18 protein-coding genes are annotated in these 22724 nt (G+C 73.4%); 6 read left to right on the plus strand and 12 right to left on the minus strand.

Features of this window, described 5'->3' with window-relative positions; translation table 11 throughout:
• Positions 1-40 precede the first annotated feature (40 nt).
• A complete protein-coding gene (locus tag ACVUH9_RS05945; RefSeq protein ID WP_475754888.1) occupies positions 41-1012 on the minus strand; it encodes an MBL fold metallo-hydrolase in 972 nt (323 codons plus the stop codon).
• Between the two features lie 97 nt (positions 1013-1109).
• Positions 1110-1733 (minus strand): helix-turn-helix domain-containing protein, encoded by a 624-nt coding sequence (locus ACVUH9_RS05950; RefSeq protein ID WP_475754890.1) that lies wholly within the window; start codon positions 1731-1733, stop codon positions 1110-1112.
• A 152-nt stretch (positions 1734-1885) separates the two neighbouring features.
• On the opposite strand from ACVUH9_RS05950, the gene ACVUH9_RS05955 reads away from it, so the two are divergent.
• From ACVUH9_RS05955 to ACVUH9_RS05965, 3 genes are all read left to right on the plus strand, one after another.
• The gene (locus tag ACVUH9_RS05955; protein WP_475754892.1) at positions 1886-3046 is read left to right on the plus strand and encodes a PucR family transcriptional regulator; all 1161 of its coding nucleotides are present in this window, start codon (positions 1886-1888) and stop codon (positions 3044-3046) included.
• Between the two features lie 160 nt (positions 3047-3206).
• Positions 3207-4439, plus strand: a complete 1233-nt coding sequence (locus ACVUH9_RS05960; protein ID WP_475754894.1) for an NAD(P)/FAD-dependent oxidoreductase — start codon at positions 3207-3209, stop codon at positions 4437-4439.
• A 3-nt stretch (positions 4440-4442) separates the two neighbouring features.
• Entirely contained in the window at positions 4443-4835 is a 393-nt protein-coding gene (locus tag ACVUH9_RS05965) for a RidA family protein (RefSeq protein ID WP_475754896.1), read from the plus strand.
• A gap of 43 nt (positions 4836-4878) precedes the next feature.
• Here ACVUH9_RS05965 and ACVUH9_RS05970 read toward each other — a convergent pair whose 3' ends face one another.
• From ACVUH9_RS05970 to ACVUH9_RS05980, 3 genes are all read right to left on the minus strand, one after another.
• Complete coding sequence (locus ACVUH9_RS05970) at positions 4879-5994, minus strand: M24 family metallopeptidase (RefSeq protein WP_475754898.1); 1116 nt, start codon at positions 5992-5994, stop codon at positions 4879-4881.
• Between the two features lie 17 nt (positions 5995-6011).
• Entirely contained in the window at positions 6012-7133 is a 1122-nt protein-coding gene (locus tag ACVUH9_RS05975; RefSeq protein WP_475754900.1) for a M24 family metallopeptidase, read from the minus strand.
• Between the two features lie 332 nt (positions 7134-7465).
• A complete protein-coding gene (locus ACVUH9_RS05980) occupies positions 7466-10066 on the minus strand; it encodes a DEAD/DEAH box helicase (RefSeq protein WP_475754902.1) in 2601 nt (866 codons plus the stop codon).
• Between the two features lie 308 nt (positions 10067-10374).
• Between ACVUH9_RS05980 and ACVUH9_RS05985 the strand changes: the two genes are divergently transcribed.
• Positions 10375-11718 (plus strand): TetR/AcrR family transcriptional regulator, encoded by a 1344-nt coding sequence (locus ACVUH9_RS05985; RefSeq protein ID WP_475754904.1) that lies wholly within the window; start codon positions 10375-10377, stop codon positions 11716-11718.
• Positions 11719-11751: 33 nt separating this feature from the next.
• Here ACVUH9_RS05985 and ACVUH9_RS05990 read toward each other — a convergent pair whose 3' ends face one another.
• Positions 11752-13080, minus strand: coding sequence for a DUF1254 domain-containing protein (locus ACVUH9_RS05990; protein ID WP_475754906.1), 1329 nt, complete (start codon positions 13078-13080; stop codon positions 11752-11754).
• Between the two features lie 158 nt (positions 13081-13238).
• Positions 13239-14729, minus strand: a complete 1491-nt coding sequence (locus ACVUH9_RS05995) for an MFS transporter (protein ID WP_475754908.1) — start codon at positions 14727-14729, stop codon at positions 13239-13241.
• A 62-nt stretch (positions 14730-14791) separates the two neighbouring features.
• Between ACVUH9_RS05995 and ACVUH9_RS06000 the strand changes: the two genes are divergently transcribed.
• The gene (locus tag ACVUH9_RS06000; protein ID WP_475754910.1) at positions 14792-15790 is read left to right on the plus strand and encodes a helix-turn-helix transcriptional regulator; all 999 of its coding nucleotides are present in this window, start codon (positions 14792-14794) and stop codon (positions 15788-15790) included.
• Here ACVUH9_RS06000 and ACVUH9_RS06005 read toward each other — a convergent pair.
• From ACVUH9_RS06005 to ACVUH9_RS06015, 3 genes are all read right to left on the minus strand, one after another.
• Positions 15787-16878 carry an ABC transporter ATP-binding protein gene (locus tag ACVUH9_RS06005; RefSeq protein WP_475754912.1) on the minus strand — a complete coding sequence of 364 codons (1092 nt, stop codon included), beginning with the start codon at positions 16876-16878 and terminating at the stop codon, positions 15787-15789. The two genes, ACVUH9_RS06000 and ACVUH9_RS06005, sit on opposite strands and share 4 nt — an antisense overlap.
• Positions 16875-18374, minus strand: a complete 1500-nt coding sequence (locus tag ACVUH9_RS06010) for an ABC transporter permease (protein ID WP_475754914.1) — start codon at positions 18372-18374, stop codon at positions 16875-16877. Before ACVUH9_RS06010 ends, ACVUH9_RS06005 begins: the two co-directional genes overlap by 4 nt.
• Positions 18375-18448: 74 nt before the next feature.
• Complete coding sequence (locus ACVUH9_RS06015; RefSeq protein ID WP_475754916.1) at positions 18449-19501, minus strand: iron ABC transporter substrate-binding protein; 1053 nt, start codon at positions 19499-19501, stop codon at positions 18449-18451.
• A gap of 198 nt (positions 19502-19699) precedes the next feature.
• Here ACVUH9_RS06015 and ACVUH9_RS06020 point away from each other — a divergent pair, with 198 nt between their 5' ends.
• Complete coding sequence (locus tag ACVUH9_RS06020) at positions 19700-20470, plus strand: hypothetical protein (RefSeq protein WP_475754918.1); 771 nt, start codon at positions 19700-19702, stop codon at positions 20468-20470.
• On the opposite strand, the gene ACVUH9_RS06025 is transcribed toward ACVUH9_RS06020, so the two are convergent.
• A complete protein-coding gene (locus ACVUH9_RS06025; RefSeq protein ID WP_475754920.1) occupies positions 20434-20991 on the minus strand; it encodes a nuclear transport factor 2 family protein in 558 nt (185 codons plus the stop codon). The two genes, ACVUH9_RS06020 and ACVUH9_RS06025, sit on opposite strands and share 37 nt — an antisense overlap.
• Before the next feature lie 88 nt (positions 20992-21079).
• Entirely contained in the window at positions 21080-22663 is a 1584-nt protein-coding gene (locus ACVUH9_RS06030; protein ID WP_475754922.1) for a choice-of-anchor Q domain-containing protein, read from the minus strand.
• Positions 22664-22724 lie beyond the last annotated feature (61 nt).

Below are 22724 nucleotides of genomic sequence, written 5' to 3' on the forward strand. Positions count from 1 at the left end.
ATCCTCGTCCGGCCGGGTCACCCGGCCATCGGTGTGGTTCTCAGGAGCAGGAAGCGGGGACTGCGGTGCGGCCGCCGGGGCCGACCTCGGGCGCGGGCCGGGTGGCGAGCCAGCTCACGACGCCGGCGACGTCGACGGCCGGATCGCTGGTCGCGTCGAGTGCCGCGGATGCGGTCGCCGGCCAGCTCCGTTCGTGCTGGCGGAGCCACTCGCGGACCCGCTCGGTCAGCTCCGGCTCGACGACGTCCCCGCGACGGAGGGCGTCGATCGCCGCGGTCCAGGCGCGCAGGGTCTCGCCGCCGCGATCCAGGATCGCGTCGACCGCGGTCGCGCCGCCGTCGTGGGTCGCCAGGCCGAAGTGCCCGAGCCAGAGCCGGCGGCTGCCGCTCGCCCGCAGGGCCTCGATCGAGGTCAGCGCGAGCTCGAGGTCGAAGTCGGCCGGAGGCGTGGTCGCACGCCACAGCTCGTCGCCTCCCACCTGCATCCCGACCGCGTCGCCGACGAACGCGTCGCCGCCGGACTCCTCGATCCAGGCGTGGTGGTGGCGCGCGTGGCCAGGGGTCGCCAGCGCCCGCAACCGACGATCGCCGAGATCGATCCCGTCGCCGCTCGCGATCGCGTGGACGCGTGAGGCGGGGACGGGCAGCGGCCGGCCCCAGAGAGCCTCGGTGCGATCGCCGTAGACCGCGCTGACCCCCTGCCAGAGCCTGGAGGGATCGACGACGTGGCGGGCCCCACGGGGATGGACGGCGACCTGCGCGTCGGGGAACTCCGCCGCGAGCGCACCGCAGGCCCCGGCGTGATCGAGGTGCACGTGGGTCAGGACGATCCAGTCGAGCCGCGTGACGCCGAGCCGCGCCAACGCCGCCCGGGTCGCGGGCAGCGAGGCGGCCGGTCCCGTGTCGATCAGGGCCGTCCCGCCGCTGCCCCGGACCACGTAGGCGGCCGTCGTCGCGGGCCGCCCGTGCATCAGGACGTCGACGACGGACGGGAGAGCTGCGGTGGAGTCCACGCCTTCACCGTAGATGCGCTCCTCGGGGGCCTCCACGCTCGAATGTCCAAGTCCGCCCCCAGCGTCTGGCGCGAATGTGCGAACCCGGATCCGCGCGTCAGTAGCGGGCTGGGGCGGTCACCCAGATCGCCTCCGCGGCGACCGTCCCCCGGTTCCAGACGCCGTGCGGGCGCTCCCCCGAGAAGGTGATGCTGTCCCCGGCGGCCAGCGGCACCCGATCGTCGCCGAGACCGAGCAGCAGCTCGCCGGAGAGCACGTAGACGACCTCGACGCGGGTGCCGTGGGTGTAGACGCCCTCGCCGGTTCCGCCGTCCGGCTCGATCCTGGTCCGGAGCACCTCGACCTCGTCGCTCGGGTCGTCCGAGAGCACCTCGTCGTGGACCCCGTGCTCCGCGTAGCGATAGACGGTCCGCTCGCCCGGGTGCCGGACCTCGCCCTGGGCCTCGGGCTTGTCGAACAGGTCGCTGACCTGGACGCCGAGCGCGCTCGCGATCCGCAGCAGCGACGCGACCGACGGCATCACGCGGCCGTTCTCGACCTGGGAGATGAAGCCGCCCGTGACGCTGGCCGCGTCCCCCAGCGCCCGCACGCTCAGGCCGCTGCTCTCGCGCAGCCCGGCGATCCGGCGTCCGATGCTGATCCGGGTCGCGTCGAGGTCGGCGTCGGGCGCCGGCTCTCCGGCGCCGGGGTCGGCGACCGCTCGTCGCAGTGGTTCGCTCATAGGCCGCGAGTTTAGCGCTGAGAAGCAGTACGACGAGAACTTTGGCGTCTGCTTGACGACGATCGATCCAGGCGCTTAGTATCGCTAAACAGATGCGAGCGCTTCAGCACATCGTCGAACGAACGAGCGACGCGTTGCACCAACCCGTGCTGATGGACGATGCGAGCCTCCGCCCGCTGGCCTACAGCGCCCACCGACAGGGCGAGGCCGACGAGGTCCGTATCGACTGCATCCTCGAACGCGAGGTCCGGCCCGAGGTCAGTCGCTGGCTCCAGGACGTGGGCATCACCGAAGCGGAGGAGCCGATGCGGATCCTCGGCGGCGAGGCGGTCGGTCTGACGCCCCGCTGGTGTGCGCCGATCCGCCACCAGGGGACGTTGCTCGGGTTCCTCTGGGTGATCGCCGGCGAGGAGCCGGCCGCCGGCGAGCTGGCGCAGCTGGCCCGGTTCGCCGACGACGCGGCGCGGGCGATCGAGCGGGAGCGCGGGAGCGGCCGGCGTCACGCCGCCCCGCACGAGGCGCTGCGCCAGCTGGTCTGCGCGGCGCCGTCGGAGTCCTACGCCGCGGCCGCGCGGCTGGTCGCCTCCGGCGTCGTGCGGCTGGAGCAGCAGGTGCTGGTGCTGGTGGTCGGCGTCGGGCGCGGCGAGATGACCGCCACGTCGCGGGTCGCGGCCGGGATCGGCACGCAGCAGTTCGCGACCAGCTCCGGCTGCCGGGCGCTCCACACCGTGCTCGACGACCAGGCCGTCTGCCTGGTCCCGTCCGACGATGCCGCCGGACTCCGCCGCCGTGCCTCCGAGCTCGGAACGCTGCTCCACGGCTGCATGACGCAGGCCTGGGCCGGCCGTCACACCCCGACGATCGGGATCGGGACCGTGGTCGGCTCCCTGGCCGAGACGCGGACCTCCTACGAGCGCGCGCTGTGGGCGGCGCACGTCGCCGGCCGCCTGCCGGAGACCGGGCCGATCGCCGCCTGGGACGACCTCGGCGTCTTCCAGCTCCTGCGCCGCGTCGACGCCGGCGATGCGCTGCCGTCCGGCCTCCAGGCGCTGATGTCGCGGCCCAACGCGTCGATGCTGCTGGAGACGCTCGAGGCCTACCTCGACACCGGCGGCGACGCCCAGGCGACCGCCGCTCGGCTGTTCCTCGCGCGCGGCAGCCTCTACTACCGGCTGCGCCGGATCGAGGAGATGGCGAACGTCGACCTCAGCGACGGCGGCGTCCGCCTGACCCTCCATCTCGGGCTCAAGCTCGTCCGGTTGTCGGGCGGCTGGAGCAGCGTCGACCACGACGGACTGCGGCTCGCCGTCTGATCCCCGCACCTGCGCCAGACCGGCCGGGCCGCTTGCGACAGCTGTGCGTGGCGGCGCCCCGGACCCGGGCCTAGCGTGGACCTCCGGACGGACCCGTCCACCGACCCACCCCATCGAGGAGACCGATGCAGAGCAACGACGTGCCCCACCAGGAGACCCGATGAACGACAGTGCAGACGTGGTGGTCGTCGGCGGCGGGATCCTCGGGCTCTCGACCGCCGTCCACCTGCTGTCCGAGGGCGCGGGCCAGGTCACCCTGGTCGAGCGCGACGGGATCGTGCAGGGCACCACCGCTGCGGGCGGTGGCTTCATCGGCCCGTCGTACGCGGCCGGCTACAGCGGCCTGCTCGGCCCGGAGGAGCTGGCCGTCGAGCGCTACAGCCTCGAGTTCTACCGCGACGTCGCCACCCGCCAGGAGTTCGGCTTCCGGCAGGACGGCGCGCTGTTCGTCGCCCGCGACGAGCAGGCATGGGACCAGCTGCGGGGGCTCGCCGAGCACGAGGCCGGCGGCCACCGCGTGGCGATCGAGCCCGACGAGGTCGAGCGCCTGACCCAGGGCGTCGTCCGCGGCCGCGAGATCACCCGCGGGCTGTTCGACCCCGAGTGGGCGCAGCTCTCCGCCGGGGACGCCGCCAAGGCGCTCGGGCGCGAGTTCATCGCCCGCGGCGGCCGGCTGCTGGAGCGGACCCCAGTCACCGAGCTGCTGATCGACGGCGAGCGCGTGACCGGCGTCAAGACGCTGCACGGGACCGTCTCCGCCGACCACGTCGTGCTCGCGGCCGGCTCGTGGACCAACCAGCTGCTGGCCCGCCACGGGCGGTTCCTGCCGATGGTCGGGCTGATCGTCTCGCGGATCGTGACCGAGCCGCAGGGCGTGCCGAGCACGATCCCGTCGCTGTTCCTGGCCGGCTACGCCGCTGACGGCAACCAGTGGATCTGGGCCCGCGAGGAGCGCGGCGGGATGCTCTGGGGGATCCGCTACCACAGCGGATCGCGGCTGATGCTCGTCGACGACCCGCCGCCGGAGCGCTACGACCAGCTGCGGCTGGACGGCGTCAGCGAGCAGCGCGAGGCCGGCGCCCGCGCCGCCAGCGCGGTCCCCCAGCTGATGCACCCGGCCTACACCGTCGGCCACGGCGCGCCGTGCCACACGGTCGACGGTCGCGCGATCCTCGGTCCGCTGGAGGGGCTCGAGGGCCTGCACGTCTGCGGTGGCTGCAACGAGGCCGGCGTGATCCACGCCCCCGGCTGGGGCAAGGTCGTCGCCGAGCGGATCGTCCACGGCGCCTCGCGCCTGACCGACATCGACGTCTGGCGCGCGGACCGCTTCGATCCCGCGCTCCAGACGGCGGCGCAGGTCCTGGCCGCCCACGAGCCGACCCGGCGGGAGTAGCGGATGCCCGTCGAACGGATCCCGTCGACCTTCAGCAGCTTCAGCGAGCTGGTGACGATCACCGGTCCCGGCAGCTGGATGCAGATCGGCGGGCAGGTCGCCTTCGACGCGTCGCGGACCGGCGTGATCGACGGCGACGTCGCCGCCCAGGCGGAGCTGATCTTCGACCAGCTCGACGCGCTCCTGCGCCGGGCCGGCTCGCAGCTGTCCGACCTGGTCAAGCTCCACGTCTACCTGATCGACATCGCCGACTTCGAGGCGTTCGCGGCCGTTCGCGGCCGGCGCTTCCCGGACGGACCGCCGGCCAGCGCGACGGTCGCGGTCTCCGGGCTCGTGCTCGGCGCGCGGATCGAGATCGAGGGCCTCGCCTTCCGTCCCGATCCGGCCGCGGCCTGAGCCGCGGCGGCGGGGGTCGGGCGCACGGCCCGACCCCCGCGGCTCACCAGCTGGTCAGCGGGGCCGCGTGGAGGGAGACCGGCCCGTCCTCCGTGATCAGGATCGTGTTCTCGATCCGCAGGCCACCGAGCCGCTCGAGGTAGATGCCGGGCTCGACGGCCACGACCATCCCGGCCTCGAAGTAGCCCTCCTCGACGCCGGCGTCGATGATCGGCCCCTCGTGCACGTCGCCGCCGATCCCGTGGCCGGTGTCGTGGATGTAGTCGTAGCCGGCCTCGGCGACGACCGCGACCGCCGCGTCGTGCGGGGCCTCGGTCCGCTCGCCGACCCGCAGCCGGTCGAACGCCGCCAGGTACGAGCGCTCGACGGTGTCCATCATCCGCAGCTGCTCGGGCGTCGGCTCGCCGCCGATCGCGCCGCGGGCCATGTCGGTGCAGTAGCCGTGATGGCGGCAGGCGCAGTCGAGCATCGCGATCTGGCCGGGCTCGATCTGACGGATCGACGGCATCACGGTCGGGTCGAGCGAGCCGGCGCCGACACCGAGCACGATCGGGAACCAGAACCGCTCCAGCCCCGCCGCGCGCATCGCCTGCTCGATCTCCGAGGCCAGCTCGATCTCGGTCATCCCGCCGCGGGCCATGCCGGCCTGGAAGGCGAGCACGCCGGCGTCGGTGATCGCGGCCGACGAGCGCAGGACGGCGACCTCCTCGTCGCTCTTGCGCAGCCGGATCCGGTCCAGCAGCGCGGTCGGCCGGTAGCGGCCGCCCGGCTCCCACGGCCGCAGGTGCTGGGAGAACATCCCCGGCATCCAGTCGGCGTTGGCGACGCCGACGCGGGCGGCCCCGCCCAGCAGCCGGTCGATCGTCGCCAGCGCGTCGCGGGCGTGATGGACATGGGCCGGGTCGAGCCACGCGCGGCCGTGGGTGTGGTTCCACTCGAACGCGCCGGCGACCAGCTCGCAGGCGGTCTCGGTGACCACGCACCACGCGAACTCGAAGACCGGCTCGTAGCCGGTCAGGTAGCTGACGGCGCCGGGCGCGTCGGGGAGCGAGAAGGCCAGCAGCGCGTCGAGTCCCTCCTCGGCCATCGCCGCGCGGACCTCGATCAGCCGCCGCTCGCGCTCCTGCGGCGAGAACACGATCGGGTGGGCGGGCGGCACGGACGCGGGGGTACGGCTCAGATCGGGCACGGGACCAGCTCTCGGTTGGATGTCGTCAGCACTTCTGCGCCGTCGTCGGTCACGACCACGACGTCCTCGATCCGGACCCCGGCCACGCCGGGCAGGTAGATGCCGGGCTCGACGGCCACGACCGCCCCCGGTTCCAGCCGCTGCTCGTCGCCGTGGGCCAGGAACGGCGCCTCGTGGGCGTCCAGGCCCAGGCCGTGGCCGGTGCGATGGACGAACGCGTCCCCGTACCCGGCGGCGGCGATCACCCGGCGAGCCGCGGCGTCGACCGCGTCGCCGGTGACCCCGGGCGCGACCATCGCGCGAGCGGCGGTCGCTGCCTCCGCCACGACCGCCAGCAGCTCGAGCGTCCGCGGCGGTGGCTCCCCGAGCACGAAGTTGCGGGTGCAGTCGGCGTAGTAGCCGCCGACGTTGCACTCGAAGTCGACCAGCACCGTCTCGCCCTCGGTCAGGACGGCGTCGCCGGGCGGAGCGTGGGGATCGGATGCCCGCTCGCCGGTCAGCACGATCGGCTGGTAGACCACGGTCGCGCCGAAGTCGAGCGCGAGACGACGGATCTCGACGGCGATCTGCAACTCGGTCCGTCCGGGACGAAGCAGCTCGGGCATCGCCGCCATGCACCCGTCGATCGCCGCGCTCGCCGCGCGGATCGAGGCCAGCTCGTGCTCGTCCTTGCGGCGCCGCAGCCCGTCGATCTCGGGCGAGACGTCGATGAACGTCGCCGTGCCGCCGGCCTCCTGCAGGAGCTCGGCGTAGGCGACGGTCAGCGTCCGCTTCTCGATCCCCACGACGTCGCCAGGCTCGATCACGCGGGCCAGCGCCGCCGCCGGCCCGCCCGGCTCGGTCCACTCCTCGACCACGATCCCGGCCGGGTTGGCCCGGGCCAGCGCGGCGTCGACCCGCGGCACGATCAGGACCGGATCACGGCCGGGACGAACCACGAGGCCGAAGAACCGCTCGAGCGGCTCGAACGCGCTGCCGGTCAGATAGGCCATCCCGGCAGCGGAGCCGACCACGGCGACCGTCGCCCCGGTGTCGGCGATCCGGTCGGCGAGGCGGTCGACTCGTTCGCGGTATCTCCGGTCGGCGCCGGTCGTCGGCCGCCCGTTCATCGCGTGCCCTTCGGCGTCTCGGGTTCGACGTACCGCTCGACCAATCGCATCCGACCAACCTACGGGTAGGTTTCCGGCGGACCCAGCCCCAGATGGCCAGTTCTCGCGCGCCGGGTTTGACAGCTGTCGCAATCGGGTCGGCAGGCCCCCCGAACGGATGGCGGACCCGCACCCGGCCGGGGTCATTTCGCGTCGGCCGCGCCAACCGGGGTCATTCCGCTTCGCTATCCGACGCAGATTGATCCCACTGCCCGACAGCCGACGCTTCGTGACCCCAGAACGCCCCGACCGGCCCACCGACCGGCGCCGAACGACGCGCCGCCGGAGTCGGCTCAGCTCCCGAGACCGCCCGGCCCGAACGAGAGCGTCCGGATCACGGGCTCGCCCGCCTGGTCCGAGCCGTCGAGGTCGACCTCGGCCACGATCGCGAAGTCGCGGTCGTCCTCCGGGTCGTCGATCACCTGACGGACCAGCCAGCGGCGTCGGCCGTCGGCCGACGCCCCGGGCGTCGCCGTCGGCCCGGGATCACGGTCGATCGTCAGCAGCTGGGGCGAGCGTGCCTCCGGGCCGGCGCCCATCGACTCGTACTCCTCCCAGTAGGCGTCGAGCGCGGCCTCCCACGCCGGGGCCCGCATCGCGATCTTCCCCGGCGGATCGGTGAGCGCGGCCGCGGCCGCCTCCAGCTGCGCCAGCTCGGCGGAGCGATCGCGGGACGCCAGCCGGACCTTCTGGAACATCGCGTTGCGGACCATCACCGTGAAGTTGCGGTCGTTGGCGGTGATCGGCCGCGCGGGCGGGGTCGGCTCGCCGGCCGCGAGCGCCGCCGAGGCCCGCTCGACCGACTCCGGGTCGGTCAGCGCCTCCCACTCGTCCAGCAGGCTGGAGTCGGTCTGGCGGACGGTCTCGCCGAGCCAGTCGATGATCTCCTCCAGCTCCTCGGTCTTGACCTCCTCCGGGACCGTCTGACGGAGCGCCCGGTAGGCGCTGCTGAGGTAGCGCAGGAGCAGGCCCTCGGAGCGCATCAGGCCGTAGTGCGAGATGAACTCGGTGAAGGTCCGCCCCCACTCGTGCATGTCGCGCACGATCGACTTCGGGGAGAGGTCGGACTCGCGGACCCACGGGTGCGTCTCGCGGTAGGTCCGCAGCGCGTCGAGCAGCGGCTCGCCCAGCGGCTTCGGGTAGCTGACCTGCTCGAGCAGCTCCATCCGCTCCTCGTACTCGATCCCCTCCGCCTTCATCTCGGCGATCGCCTCGCCGCGCTCCTTGTTCGCCTGCGCCATCAGGACCGGGAACGGGTCGTCGAGGATCGCCTCGACCACGGACAGGACGTCGAGCGCGTAGGTCTCGGCCTCCTGGTTCAGCAGCTCGAAGGCGACCAGCGCGAACGACGCCAGCGGCTGGTTGAGGGCGAAGTCGTCCTGCAGGTCGACGGCCAGCCGCAGCGTGCGGCCGTGCTCGTCGGGCTCCGGCAGCCACTCCAGCACGCCCGCGCCGACCAGCTCGTCGCCGAGCGCCTGGGCCTGCTCGGTCAGCTTCTCGCGGCCCCGCTCGTCCTCGTGGTTGTCCTCCATCAGCGCCCGCATCGTCTCGACCGGGTCGGCCGGCTGGTTGACGACGTTGAGGATCATCGAGTGGTCGACCCGCATCCGCGAGACGAGCGCCTCGGGGGTCGCGCCCTTCAGCCGCTCGAAGGTCTCCTCGGTCCAGCTGACCGCGCCGTCCTGCGGCTTCTTGGTCTGGACCTTGCGCCGCTTCTTGGGGTCGTCGCCGGCCTTGGCCAGCGCGCGGGTCCGGTCGATCACGTGCTCGGGCGCCTGCACCACCACGTAGCCGGAGGTGTCGAAGCCCGCCCGTCCCGCGCGGCCGGCGATCTGGTGGAACTCGCGGGCCTTCAGCAGCCGGTGCTTGGTGCCGTCGTACTTCGCGAGCGCGGTGAAGACGACCGTCCGGATCGGCACGTTGATCCCGACACCGAGCGTGTCGGTGCCGCAGATCACCTTCAGCAGGCCGGTCTGGGCGAGCTGCTCGACGAGCCGCCGGTAGCGCGGCAGCATCCCGGCGTGGTGGACGCCGATCCCGCTCCGGACAAGCTTCGACAGCGTCTTCCCGAACCCGGCGGTGAAGCGGAAGGCCCCCAGCGCCTCGGCGATCGCGTCGCGCTCCTCGCGGGTCACGAGCTTGGCCGACATCAGCGACTGGGCGCGCTCCATCGCCGACGCCTGGGTGAAGTGGACCACGTAGATCGGGGCCTTGTCGGCGCCGACCAGCTCCTCCAGCAGCTCGTGCAGCGGGTCGACCGACCACGAGTAGGTGAGCGGGACCGGCCGCTCGGCGTCGTCGATCAGGACCGTCTCGTGGCCGGTCCGGCGGGTCAGGTCGGTGGCGATCTTGCTGACGTCGCCGAGCGTTGCCGACATCAGCAGGAACTGCGCCTGCGGCAGGCACAGCAGCGGCACCTGCCAGGCCCAGCCGCGCTGACCGTCGGCGTAGTAGTGGAACTCGTCCATCACGACCTGGCCGACGTCCGCGCGCGGGCCTTCCCGCAGCGCGATGTTGGCCAGCACCTCGGCGGTGCAGCAGATGATCGGGGCGTCGGCGTTGACCGACGCGTCGCCGGTCAGCATCCCGACGTTCTCGGCCCCGAAGATCGTGCAGAGGGCGAAGAACTTCTCCGAGACCAGGGCCTTGATCGGCGCGGTGTAGAAGCTGATGCGGCGGTCGGCGAGCGCGGCGAAGTGGGCCGCGATCGCGACCATCGACTTGCCCGACCCGGTCGGCGTGGCGAGCACGACGTTGTCGCCGGAGAAGAGCTCGATCGCCGCTTCCTCCTGGTGCGGGTAGAGGTTCAGCCCCTCGTGCGTCGCCCAGTCGATGAACGCGTCGTAGAGCGCGTCGGCACTCGGCTCGTTGGGAAGGGCGTCGACCAGTCTCATGCGTTCGCCCGATCACGCTACCGGTCCGGCGCGGATCGTCACCGGGGCCGGACGAGCTTCGGCGGCCGGCACGGCGTCGGCGCCCCCCCGACGCCACCCGGGCAACGAGACCCCCAGATCGACCGAACGGTCGATCTGTGGTCAGGCTGGAGTTCACTGTGATCCACCGAGGACGGCCCAGCCTCAATCTGCTGGGCCGTCGCAGCAGATAGGCTTCGAATCTGCGGTAATCCCCCGCCAAACGGGCGGTTGCTGCCCTCCGGAGACGCTCCCCGGAGCCCGATCGCTCCGTATCGTCTGCCCTGCCGATGGCGCCCGACCCCTCGCCCTCCAACTCCCGACTGCCGCGGGGCCGCAGCGCACTCACCCCCGACGACCGCGGTCGGGTCCATCGCCTGCGCCTGCAGGAGGCGACCGTCGAGGTCGTGACCGAGAGCGGCTTCGCCGAGACGCGGATCCGCGACATCTGCGCGCGGGCCCACGTCGCCTCCCGCGACCTCTACGCGCAGTACGAGAACAAGCAGGAGCTGCTGCTCAGCACCTGCGACACGATCGTCGAGGACGCCTGCGACGCCGTTCGGACGGCGCTCCGGGAAGCACGCGAGCCGCCGACCGACGTCGAGGGGGCCGTCGCCGGCGTGCTGGTCCCGCTGGCCCGCCGCTTGGCCGCACGCCCCAAGCACGGCGCGCTCGTCCTCGTCGACGTCTTCAGCGCCGGAGCCGAGGGTCCCCCGTACCGTCGTGCGCTGGTCGCCCGGCTGCAGGCGCTGCTCGCCGAGGCGATCGACGGCGTGCCCGACGACGGCCGGCTCTCGGAACCGTCGGTCGCCGTCGTCGCCGCGGGTGCCCTCCAGGCCTTCGAGCACCGTCTCCGCACCGGCCGCGCGCGCAGCCTCCCCGGCGTCGCCGCCGAGCTGGCCGGCTGGGCCGCCCACTACCGGACCGCCACGCCGCTGCCGCTTCCCCGTCCCCCGGTCCCGAGCGAGCCGGCGAGGCCCCGCGCCCCACGCGCGCAGCCGCTGCCGCGGAACACCCAGCGGCTGCCGCGCCAGTTCGTCGTGCCCCACCAGCGCGACCGGATCCTGCGGGCCGTGTTCGAGCTGACCGCCCGCGAGGGCTACGCCGGCACCACGATCCCCGCGATCGCCGCCGAGGCGCAGATCTCGATGCGGACCTTCTACCAGCACTTCCCGTCGAAGCAGGCCGCGTTCACGGCCGCCTACGACCATGCCTTCGGCCGGCTCTTCACCTCCACCTGGGAGGCCGCCTCCGGACAGGAGAGCTGGTCCGACGCGATCCGCGCCGGGCTCGGCGCCTGGGCCGCGTTCGTCGAGCACGAGACCGATCTGGCCCGCTTCGGCTCCAACGACGCGCTGACCGCCGGCCGTGAGGCGGTCGAGAAGATCGACGACGCCTACGTCTCGTTCGCCGCGCTCTTCACCCGTGGGCGCCCCGGCGATCAGACCCCGTCCGAGATCATCGCCTACGCGACTGCCGGCGGGATCGGCGGGCTGGTCGGCTGCTGGATCGCCGACGGGCACGCCGCCGAGATCGGCCAGCTGCTGCCGCACCTCCTCTACGCCGCGCTCGCTCCGGCGGTCGGCGACGACGAGGCGCTGCAGCTCAGCGGCCTCGCGACCGCCGCGGCGTAGCCCGGGACCGCCGTCGACACGGCACCCCGGCGGCTACCCCACCCGCTCGACCGGCGGCAGCCGGTAGGTCCCGTCGAGGACCGACTGCTCCGGCAGGTACATCCGCAGGATCGGCCGGAACTCGCCGGCCGGGGCCGGCAGCCAGTTGCGCTGGTCGTCCGGCGGCTCGTGCTGGATCACGATCGTCAGCGAGCCGTCGGCGGCGTACCGCAGGCCGCCGGTGCGGTCGCCGATCGAGTAGCGGTCGATCGGGTTCTCGACCATGTAGTAGTCGGGCAGGTCGTACATCGTCACCGACCAGAAGGCCCGGCACGGCGGCGACTGCTCGAACCGCAACGTGTAGCGGCGGCGGCCGTCGAGCTGCTCGCCGGCGTCGTCCTCGTAGACGAAGAAGTAGGCCGCCTCGTAGCCGTGGTTGCCCCAGAGCCCACCGCGCGCGGCGATCGCCCGCGCGACGCGCGCCGTGGCCGGGTCGTCGATCCGCCACTCCGGTGCGTTGACGGTGCCGATCTCGAAGAACGAGACGTTGTAGTCGAAGGCGTGCAGCGCGGTCGCCCAGCCGTTGACCTTCGGGTGCGTGGCGCTGCGCAGCGCCTGCTCGAGCCGCTGCCGGCCTTCCGCGACCCCCTCCGTCAGCGTCCGGGTCAGCGACTCCGGCGCCGCCACGTAGGGCGAGGTCGCCTCCAGCAGCCCGAGCGGCGCGAATCGCTGCTGGTAGGCGACGTCGGCCGGCGGCGGCGGGAAGGCCGCCATCCAGACCCGCATCCGCTCGAACAGCACCAGGGCGTCGGGCACCTCCTCGGCGGGATCGGGCACGCCCTCGCCGTAGCGCTCGCCCCCGGCCAGCGGTTCGAGCGACAGCTGGGCCTGGAGCGCCGCGATCGCCGGCAGGTCCTGCTCGCCGTCGCACGCGAGCCGCCCGACGATCGTCGCGACCCGGGTCGGGAACGCGATCTGCCGGACCCCGTCCGGAGCGGTCCCCTCCCAGCCGGGCGGGGTCAGCAGGTACGTCGCCGCGGCGGTGCCGGTCGCGCGGGTCCCGAGGTAGGCGAAGTTGTTGGTCCAGGCGTCGACGAACTGGAAGACGGCGTAGCGCTCGCCGATCTCGGGCAGGTGCAGCAGCTGCGGCCCGGCCCCGAGGTCGACCTGGGCCAGCGAGTAGATCGTGTCGTTGTTGATCGAGACGAACCGGTCCCGGGCGCCCGGTAGCTGGGTGCCGTGCGAGAAGCGGTTGAACGGCGCGGCCGGTTGGACCCCGACCCCCTCCTGCACGTACCGGAGCATCTGCTCGATGTCGAAGACGAGCGGGAATCCGTAGACGTACGCCTCGGCCGCCAGCGCGACCCGATCACGATCAACCATCGAACCTGTCTCCTCGGTCACGACCCGGACCGCCAGCCTCGGCCGGCACGGGGTGAGCGCTCGTCACCCGCGGCAGGTGAGGGCGGGCGGCCGCGGCGGCGCTGGGTACGCCGCGTGGCGTGCCCGGGAACGCCCGAGACGACCGGCTCGCCCAGCCGCTAGCCCCAGTCGGCGGCGGCCCGCTTCGGCAGCAGCAGCATCAGCCCGGCCGCCACGACGTAGAACGCGATCTGCCACGGGAGGATCGCCGCGAACGCGTCGCCGTAGGCGTGCAGCGGTCCCGCACCGTCGGCGAGCGAGGCGTCGAGGTCGGCGAAGAAGAGCACGCCGAGGATCGCCACGCCGGCCGCCGTTCCCACCTGGTCGACGGTCGTCAGCACCCCGCCCGCGACGCCCGCGTCCTTCGCCGGCACGCCGGCCAGGATCACGTTGACCAACGACGGCGCCGTCAGCCCGAGGCCGAGGCCGCCGAGGAACAGCGGCAACGCCAGCAACCAGTAGGACGGATCCGGTCCGTCCCGGACGATCACCAGCAGCAGGGCCTGGGACACGGCGATCACGAGCGCGCCGCTGGCGAGCATCGTCCGGCCCGCCCGCGCGGCGAACCGCACGCCGACCCCGGACATGATCGTCGAGCCGACCGCGTACGGCAGGATCACCAGGCCCGTCTCCCACGCCGAACGGCCGGTCCCGAGCTGGAGGTAGAGCGAGAGGAAGAGGAAGAACGAGCCGATCGAGCCGATGAAGAGCACCGACGCGGCCAGGCCGCTGCCGAACGCCCGCACCCGCAGCAGCGCCGGGTCGAGGATCGGCTGGCCGCCCCCGGCGACGAGCCCGCGCTCCCGTCGGAGGAAGAGGGCGATGGTCGGCGCCGAGAGCCCCAGGAGGACGAAGCCCCACCACGGCCAGCCCCACTCGCGGCCCTGGACCAGCGGCAGGATCACCAGCACCGCCGCGAGCGCGGCCAGCGCCGCGCCCGGCAGGTCCAGCCGCGTGCCCTCGGTCGCGGTCGACTCCGGCAGGAACCGCGCCCCCAGCACCAGCCCGACGACCGCGACCGGCAGGTTGACCCAGAAGATCGTCCGCCAGCCCAGGCCGAAGAGGTCGGCGTCGACGAGCAGGCCACCGAGCAGCGGGCCGGCGACCGAGGCGATCCCGAGCACCGCGCCGTAGGCGCCGAACGCCTTCGCCCGCTCCGCCGGGGCGAACGACGAGCGGATGATCCCGAAGACCTGCGGGACCATCAGGCCGCCGGCGAGGCCCTGGAGGACGCGCGTGGCGATCAGGGTCTCCGGGCTCTGCGCCAGGCCGCAGGCGGCGGAGGCCACGGCGAAGCCGGCGAGCCCGAGCAGGAACACCCGGCGGCGACCGAACTGGTCGCCGATCCGGCCGCCCGTGATCAGGCCCGCGCCGAGCGCCAACGTGTAGCCGGCGAGCGTCCACTGCAGCGCGGCCTCGCTGGCCCCGAGGTCGTCGGCGATCGCCGGGGCGGCGAGGCTGACGATCGTGGCGTCGAGCAGCTCCATGAACGCCGCGACGAGGACCACGACGAGCGCGATCAGGGCCGCGCGGCCGGAGACGACGTCGGGATCGGGGGCCTCGGCTGGACGGAGGCTGGCGCCGTCGCTGGCGACGGGAGACGGGGTCATGGGCGCAGCCTTCCACGAGTGACGGCCACATAGTGACCGCTACTCGGAGGAAGATGCGTCGTATGGCTGAGACGTCGGCGCGACTGCTGCTCCTGCTCTCCCTCCTCCAGTCGCGTCGCGCCTGGCCGGGACCGGAGCTGGCCGAGCGGCTGGAGGTCAGCCCGCGGACCCTCCGTCGCGACGTCGACCGGCTCCGCCAGCTCGGCTATCCGGTGCGCGGCACCAAGGGCCCCGGTGCCGCCTACCGTCTGGACGCCGGAACGAAGCTGCCGCCGCTCGTCTTCGACGACGACCAGGCGATCGCCGTGGCCGTCGCGTTGCAGACCGCTCCGACGACGGTGATGGGCCTCGGGGAGGCGGCCGCGCGGGCGCTCGCCACCGTCCGTCAGGTGATGCCGACCCGGCTGCATCACCGCGTCGACGCCGTGCAGGTGACCTCGATCAGCAACGACTGGGACATGGACCCACCGCAGGTCGATCCCGAGGTCCTGCTCGCGGTCGCCACCGCCGTCCACGGGCACGAGCTGCTGCGGTTCGACTACGCGCCGGACGCGAGCGACGAGGGCGGCCCCGCGACGGCGCGGTCGCGACGGGTCGAGCCGCACCATCTCGTGGTCTGGGCCGGTCGCTGGTACCTGGTCGCGTGGGACCTCGAGCGCCAGGCCTGGCAGACCTTCCGCGTCGATCGTCTGACCCCGCGGGACCGCAGCGGGATCCACTTCACCCCGCGCGAGCTGCCCGGCCCCGACGTGACGACGTTCGTCACCCACCAGAGCGACCGCGGCGAGACCCTCGACCACTGGCCGTGCCGGGGCGAGGCGATCCTCGACGTCGCCGCCGCCGTCGTCGCCCGCTGGGCCCCGGGCGGGGCGATCGTGGAGGAGCTCGCCCCCACCCGCTGCCGGGTCACGCTGGGGGCCTGGTCGTGGGTCGGCCTCGCCGCGCTGCTCGGGACCTTCGAGGCCGACATCGAGGTGCTCGGCCCGCCCGAGCTGCGGGCCGCCTGCGCCGAGCTGGCCGAGCGGTACGCCGCGGCGAGCACCGACCGCCGACCCGGCTAGCGCTCCCCGGCGCCGGCGCGAACCGTCTCGGGGCGACCGGGCCCGAACGTGCGCACCGGGCCGCGGACCCGGACGCCGACCTCCTGCCCGACCGCCGGGAGGTCCGTGCCGACCAGCCGCGCCACGATCAGCCGGTCGCCGAGCCGGAGCTGCACGTCGGCGTCGTGACCGAAGAAGTGGATCGCCGCGACCCGCGCTCGCGGGCCAGTCCCGGCCTCGTCCGCCTTCCCCTCGGCGCTCACGGCGACGAGCTCGAGCTGCTCGGGTCGCACCAGGACCGTGTCCGCCTCCGGAGGAACGGGAGCGATCACCGGCAGCCGGCCCAGCGCGCAGGTCGCGACCCCGTCCCGGACCTCGGCCGGCAGCAGCACCGTCCCGCCGAGGAAGTCCGCGACCGTCCGCGTCAGCGGCTCGGCATAGACGTCCTGCGGCGCCCCGTGCTGGAGGATCCGGCCGGCGTCCATCACCGCGATCCGGTCCGCCAGCGACAGCGCCTCGGCCTGGTCGTGCGTGACCAGCAACCCGGTCGCACCGGTCTCGCGCAGGACCTCGCCGACCGCCTGGCCGGTGTTCTCGCGCAGCCGCGCGTCGAGCGACGCGAACGGCTCGTCGAGCAGCACCAGCGACGGCTTCGGCGCCAGCGCCCGTGCGAGCGCGACCCGCTGCTGCTGGCCGCCCGAGAGCTCGTCGGGGCGCCGGCTCGCGAACGACGACTCGAGGCCGACGAGCTCCAGCAGCTCGTCGACCCGGTGCCGCAGGCCCCGCTCGCGGCGGGGCAGCCCGAACGCGATGTTCGCCGCCACCGTCTGGTGGGGGAAGAGCGCCCCCTCCTGCGGCACGTAGCCGACGCGGCGGCGCTCGGCGCGCTCGTGGCGCCCGTCGCCCGTCACCAGTCGCCCGGCGATCTGCACCGTCCCGGCCTCCGCCCGCAGGAACCCGACGACGATCCGCAGCAGCGTCGTCTTGCCGCACCCGGACGGACCGAGCACCGCCGTCAGCGTGCCCTCGGGGATCTCCAGGTCGACGCCGTCGAGCGCGACGGTGTCCCCGAACGTCCGGCGCAGCCCGCGGATCTCGAGCGCGCTCATCCGATCGTCGCCCGTTCGGCCCGCCGCGTCAGCAGCAACGTCGCCGGGATCGAGATCACGACCATCAGCGCCGCGTAGGGCGCTGCCGCCCCGTACGCGACGCTCGAGCTGGCGCTCCAGAACTTCGTCGCCAGCGTCGTGGTGCCGATCGGGGCCAGCAGCAGGGTCGCGGTCAGCTCCGTCACCACGGCGAGGAAGACCAGCGCCGCCCCGGCCCCGAGACCGGGAGCGATCAGCGGCAGCGTGACCCGTCGCCAGCGGCCCAGCGGACCGACGCCGAGCGAGGCCGCGACGTCCTCGAGGACCGGCGCCGCCTGAGCGATCGCCGCCCGCTGGGCGATCATCGCGCGGGGCAGGAACAGGATCGCGTAGGCGGCCACGAGCATCGCGGTCGTCTGGTAGAGCGGGTTGGCGTAGCGGATGGTCACGGTGACGAGGGCGAGAGCGACGACGATACCCGGGAGCGCGCTGCCGAAGTACGTGCTGCGCTCGAGGATCGTCCCCAGCCGACTCGGCGTCCGCGTGCTGAGCCACGCGACCGGCAGCGCGAGCAACGTCGCCGCCAGAGCGGCGATCGCGGCCAGCAGCGCGGTCGTGCCCGCCGCCGAGGCCAGCTCGCCGACCGGGAACGCGGTCGAGGACCCGACGATCAGCCAGCGCACCAGGCTGCCGAGCGGCACGCCCAGCGCGAGCACCACAAGCGCCCCGACGGTCAGCAGCACCGGGACGGTCGCGCGGCCGAGCCGCACGCGATCGGCCGTGCGACGGGCACCGCCGCCGACGCGCGCGTAGCGACGGTCGCCCCGGACGCACAGCTCCGCGGTCAGCAGGATCACGCAGCCGAGCGCGAGCACGGTCGCCAGGCCGGACGCCGCCGGACCGCTGAAGGTCGACTGGTACTGGTCGTAGATCGCCGTCGTGAAGGTCGGGAAGCGGAGCATCTGGAGCGCGCCGAACTCCGCCAGCAGGTGCAGGCCAACGAGCAGGCAGCCGCCGAGCAACGCCGGACGCAGCTGCGGCAGGACCACGCGGACGAAGACCCGGACCGGGCCGTGGCCCAGCGACCGCGCGACGTCCTCGAGCGCCGGATCGAGCCCGCGCAGCGAGGCGGAGACCGGCAGGTAGACGAACGGGAAGTACGACAGGGTCACGATCAGCAGGGCGCCGTCGAAGCCATCGATCGAGGACGACAGCGAGACCCAGCCGTAGCTGTTGACGAAGGCCGGGATCGCCAACGGCGCGACCAGCAGCGGGTGCAGCAGCCGTCGCCCGGGGAGCGTCGTGCGCTCGACCGCCCAGGCCGCGCCCGTCCCGACTACCGCGGCGGCTGCGATCGCCGCCGCCGTGAGCCGGACGGTGTTGCTGAGGAGCTCGCCCGTGCGGGGACGCACCAGCAGCTCCCAGAGCTCACCGGCCCCGGCGCTCGCCGCCGAGACGATCACGAAGCCCAGCGGGATCAGCGTCAGCGCGACCGTCGGTATCGCGAGCAGGACCACCAGCGGCGGTCGCCGCAGTCGGCGGGGCCGCGCCGCCGCGCGCCCGCCGACCCCACGGGTGACCGGCTCGACGCTCAGAGGATCCCGGCGCCCTGCATCAGATCGATGACCTTCTGGCTGTTCAGCGAGGTGACGTCGACGTTCGGCGCGTCGAGGTCGGCGAGCGGCGTGAGCACCTCGTTGGCCGCGACGCCGCTGCCGAGCGGGTACTCGAGGGCGGTCGAGTCCGCCAGGATCTGCTGACCGCTCTTGCCCGTCAGGTACCGCACGAGCTTCTGCGCGTTCGCCTGGTTCTCGCTCGACGCGAGGACCCCGGTCCCCGAGACGCTCGTGAACGCACCCGGATCCTGGTTGCCGAAGAAGTGCAGCTTCGTGTCCTTGCTGTTGTCGCCGGCCTCGGCCTGGTCCTGGTACCAGTAGTAGTGGTAGATCACGCCGCCTTCGACCTTGCCGTCGCTGACCGCCTTCATCACCGTGCTGTTGCCCTGGAACGCGACCGCGTTCTGCTTCAGCCCTTCGAGCCAGGCCTCGGTCGCCGCCTCGCCCTTCAGCTCCAGCACCGCGCTGACGATCGCCTGGAAGTCCGCGCCGGTCGGGGAGTAGCCGAAGCGGCCCTTCCACTTCGGGTCGGCGAGGTCCATCAGCGACTTCGGCAGCTCGCTCGTCGTCAGCTTCTCGGTGTTGTAGACGAAGACGGTCGAACGGGCCGCGAACCCGGTCCAGTGGCCGTTGCTCGCCTGGTACTGCTTCGGCACCTGGGCCAGGGTCGCGTCGTCGAGCTTGGCGAAGCCGCTCTCGTTGTCGACGAGCGTCATCCCGGGCGAGTTCTCGGTGGCGAAGACGTCGGCCGGCGACGCCTTGCCCTCCTGCACGATCTGGTTGGCCATCTCCAGATCGCTGCCGTTGCGGACCTGGACCTTGATCCCGGTCTCCTTGGTGAAGCCGTCCGTCATCAGCTTCATCAGGTCTTCGTGCTGCGCGTTGTAGAGGGTCACCGAGCCGCCCGAGGACCCCGAGGCGCCTGTCGTCGAGGAGGACGAGTCCGAGTCCGACCCGCAGGCCGAGAGTGGGACCGCGAGGGCGAGGACCGCGCCCAGGGAGGAAAGACGGCGGGAGAGCAGACGCATGGGCTGGGACCTCATCGGGGCGGGGAAGAACGGCCTCCGACGGACGACCGCGAGTAAGGGTAGCCGAAGAAGGGGAGCCTTCTATGAGCGTTCCATGAGCGACCCGCGTGGGCGCCGCCGCACCCCATCGTCAGCCACCGGGCGAACGTGGGGAGTTCCCCGATGCAGGACTGGCCGGGATCCCCGATCGTGGCGAGCATGTCGATTCACGCCCACGTAGCGCCCCGACTTCGGCGCGGCCTGCTCCCCCTGCTGCTGTTCGTCGCCCTCCTGCTTGCCGCCGTCGGCGTCCACGCCGCGACCGCCGCCGGTGCCGTCTACAGCGCGACCGCGGCGATGACCGCCACCGAGAACTGGACGTACCGCGGCATCGGCCACCCGAAGCCGTGCATGGCCTGGACCGAGGCCGACGGAACCGTCCACGCTCGCGTCTACGCCAAGGGCGGGTTCCAGCTGCGGCGGGTCCCCCGGGTCGGCGCGGTCGGCGGGATGACCGGCTCCGGCGTCGCCAGCATGAACGTCCGCCGCAAGATCGACTACCGGATCCACGCGGTCGGGAGGACCCCGGAGTGCATGCCGTGCGGGCCGCTGAGCGAGTTCGGGGTCTGCGGCGACCCGATCCCCGACATCGTCGGCAACAAGGGCTGCGAGCCCGCGGCCGGCGAGGGCTCGATCGGCGCGACGCTCAGCGGGGGCACCCTGATCCTCCAGGGACGCGCCCCGAGCGAGGTGATCCTCCGCAACTGCTCGGCGGGGATCCCCCGCGGCGTGCCGCTCGGGTCGCCGCAGCCGGAGCTGAAGGCGACCCGCTTCGCCGGAGCGGCCCGCCAGATCGAGCGGCTGTCCCCCGGTGACAAGGTCCCGTTCGACCGCACGATCAAGCGCGGTCCCGGCTGCAAGAGCAACAAGGGCGAGATGCGCTCCTGCACCACCTACCGCGCGGCGATCGTCGTCCGCCGCGTGAGCTGAGGACCGGCCAGCCAGAGCACCGGCCCGCCGCTCTCGGCGGCGGCACCCAGGCGACCGTCGCCGATCCAGGCGGCCCGGAACCGGCGTCGGGCGATCCGCCAGCCCGCCGGGGTCTCGACCAGCTGGTCCTCGTAGTGGCCGCCGATCGTGGTCCAGCCGCTGCCGGCCCGCAGGTGCTCCGCGGTGACCGAGGCCCGGCTGGTCGCCCGGCCCCCGTCGACCTCGATCTCGCCGTGCCCGAGCGCGTGGTGGGTGGTCTCCGTCGCCGCGAGCCCGGCGACGGCGACGCGTCCGAACTCCTCCGCCGTCGCGAAGTCGCGCTCGATCAGGTCGTAGGCGATCTCGGCCTGCGGGAGGAAGACGCCGGCGACCGCCTCCGGGTCGCGCGCGTCGACCGCCCGGCAGTAGCGGACGAGCAGCTCGGCGATCCGCGCCCGCGCCTCGAGCTCGCGCAGATGCCGGTCGTCGCTCCCGACCGGAGACGGAGCGAACGGCAACAGGCACAGCGGGTCGTAGAACACGGACTGGTTATCGCTGCTGAGCGCCCGCGATTCAAACAACCGATCAATCGGCGAAACAACGATCGGTTGTGCGCCCCGGAGCCTGCGCTCAGTTCCGGCGAGCGCGGGGACGCGGCGCCAGGGTGACCCCGACGCGGGTCCCCTTTGCCCGCAGCTTCCCCGCCCGCACCGTCTGGGTGCGGACGACCAGCCGCCGCTTGCCCTGGCGACGGACGCGGCCGAGCGCGCAGTGGGCGCGGCGGAGGGCGGTACGCACCTGGCTGAGGCGCTTCCCGCGCAACGCCGGCACCCGGCAGACCACGGGCTTGACCGACGGCGTCCGCGGCGGGGCGGTGGTCGGCGGCGCACCGGGAGGAGCGGCGCCCGTCGGCCCGCCCGGGGTCTCGCCCGGCGTCCCCGGCGGCGGGCCGGGAACCACCGGAGCGGCGGCGGTCACGAAGCTGTGGTCCTCCCCCACCACGACCGCGCCGTAGGCGTTGGTCGCCTCCAGCCGGAAGTGGTAGGTGGTGCCGGGCAGCAGCGGCGCCAGCCCACCCGCTGCGCCGATCGGGCCCGTGACGCCGTGCGGCCCCGGCGCGCCGGTGTACGGGGCCACGGGTCCCGCCGACCCGTAGGCCGTGGTCGGGCCGTAGACGAACCGCCAGGACGAGACCCCGCCCTTGGCGTCGACGGTGCCGTTGAGGTCGGCCCCGTCGTGGGTGACCGCGGTCGCGCCGCCGGTGAACACGACCTGCGGCGTCCGGAACTCGAAGGCCCCGATGTCGACCGCGTCCCCGAGCGGACGGGCCGTCCCGTCCGGGTCGACCGCCGTGGTCAGGAAGTCGACCTTGCCGGCGTCGATCGTCGGCGAGCCCGCCGCCGGCCGCCCGCTCGCGGCCGCGAACTGGGGGGCCGCCGTGATGTTGTGGCTGCCGGCGAGGTAGCTGCCGCTGGGGTTCGAACCCCCGTGGGAGACGGCCCGGCTGTAGTCGATGTCGAGCGCGGTGGCCACCGTCCCGTCGAGCGAGATCGCCTCGGACTGGCCGGAGGACGGGCCCGAGATCAGCGTGTTGCGCACCGTCACGTCGCGACCGGCGACGACCGTGAAGACCCGAATGCCGTACGGCGCGAGCAGCGTCACGTTGCGCACGTCGACGTTGGCGTTCCACAGCAACAAGGCGAGTCCCGGCGCCTCGACCAGCACGTCACGGACGGTGCTGCGCAGGCTGCCGCTGCCGACGACGACGATCCCCTGGAGGGAGCCGGCGCCGGCCTTGACGGTGACGTCCTCCACGGTCGACCCCGTCTGGACGGACAGCGCCGTCGCCCCGATCGTCTCGAACCGCAGATGGTGGACGTGGCTGAGGCCACCGAGCAGCTGGATCCCGTAGGCGGTCGGCAACGAGTCCGTGACCAGCTTCGGCGCGGGCTGGCCGAGCTGGCCGTGGATCTCGAGCCCCGCGACAGATCCGAGGATCTCGGCGGTCTCGGTGTAGGTCCCGGGTGCCAGCACCACCTCGTCGAACGGTGCCGCGCTGACGATCGCCTTGCGGAGCGAGCACGGCGCCGCAGCGCTGCAGATGGCCGCGCTGCTGGCCGTCGGCGTGGTGTGGCGGATCGCGGCCCTGGCGCTCGTCGGGACGAGCGCCAGGACGAGCGCGACGGGAAGCAGGAACAGCGCAGGGCGTGGCACCCGGCGACCGTACGCTCGGCGACCCCGGCAGACAGTGCCGGATCAGTGCCGATCTGGCCCG

The sequence above is a fragment of the Patulibacter ginsengiterrae genome, assembly GCF_056269115.1.

Coding starts and splice junctions, on each gene's coding strand:
- ACVUH9_RS05950 (WP_475754890.1), bottom strand. CDS start 1,733: ATGAGCGAACCACTGCGACGAGCGGTCGCCGACCCCGGCGCCGGAGAG.
- ACVUH9_RS05955 (WP_475754892.1), top strand. CDS start 1,886: ATGGACGATGCGAGCCTCCGCCCGCTGGCCTACAGCGCCCACCGACAG.
- ACVUH9_RS05960 (WP_475754894.1), top strand. CDS start 3,207: ATGAACGACAGTGCAGACGTGGTGGTCGTCGGCGGCGGGATCCTCGGG.
- ACVUH9_RS05965 (WP_475754896.1), top strand. CDS start 4,443: ATGCCCGTCGAACGGATCCCGTCGACCTTCAGCAGCTTCAGCGAGCTG.
- ACVUH9_RS05975 (WP_475754900.1), bottom strand. CDS start 7,133: ATGAACGGGCGGCCGACGACCGGCGCCGACCGGAGATACCGCGAACGA.
- ACVUH9_RS05980 (WP_475754902.1), bottom strand. CDS start 10,066: ATGAGACTGGTCGACGCCCTTCCCAACGAGCCGAGTGCCGACGCGCTC.
- ACVUH9_RS05985 (WP_475754904.1), top strand. CDS start 10,375: ATGGCGCCCGACCCCTCGCCCTCCAACTCCCGACTGCCGCGGGGCCGC.
- ACVUH9_RS05990 (WP_475754906.1), bottom strand. CDS start 13,080: ATGGTTGATCGTGATCGGGTCGCGCTGGCGGCCGAGGCGTACGTCTAC.
- ACVUH9_RS05995 (WP_475754908.1), bottom strand. CDS start 14,729: ATGACCCCGTCTCCCGTCGCCAGCGACGGCGCCAGCCTCCGTCCAGCC.
- ACVUH9_RS06000 (WP_475754910.1), top strand. CDS start 14,792: ATGGCTGAGACGTCGGCGCGACTGCTGCTCCTGCTCTCCCTCCTCCAG.
- ACVUH9_RS06005 (WP_475754912.1), bottom strand. CDS start 16,878: ATGAGCGCGCTCGAGATCCGCGGGCTGCGCCGGACGTTCGGGGACACC.
- ACVUH9_RS06015 (WP_475754916.1), bottom strand. CDS start 19,501: ATGCGTCTGCTCTCCCGCCGTCTTTCCTCCCTGGGCGCGGTCCTCGCC.
- ACVUH9_RS06020 (WP_475754918.1), top strand. CDS start 19,700: ATGTCGATTCACGCCCACGTAGCGCCCCGACTTCGGCGCGGCCTGCTC.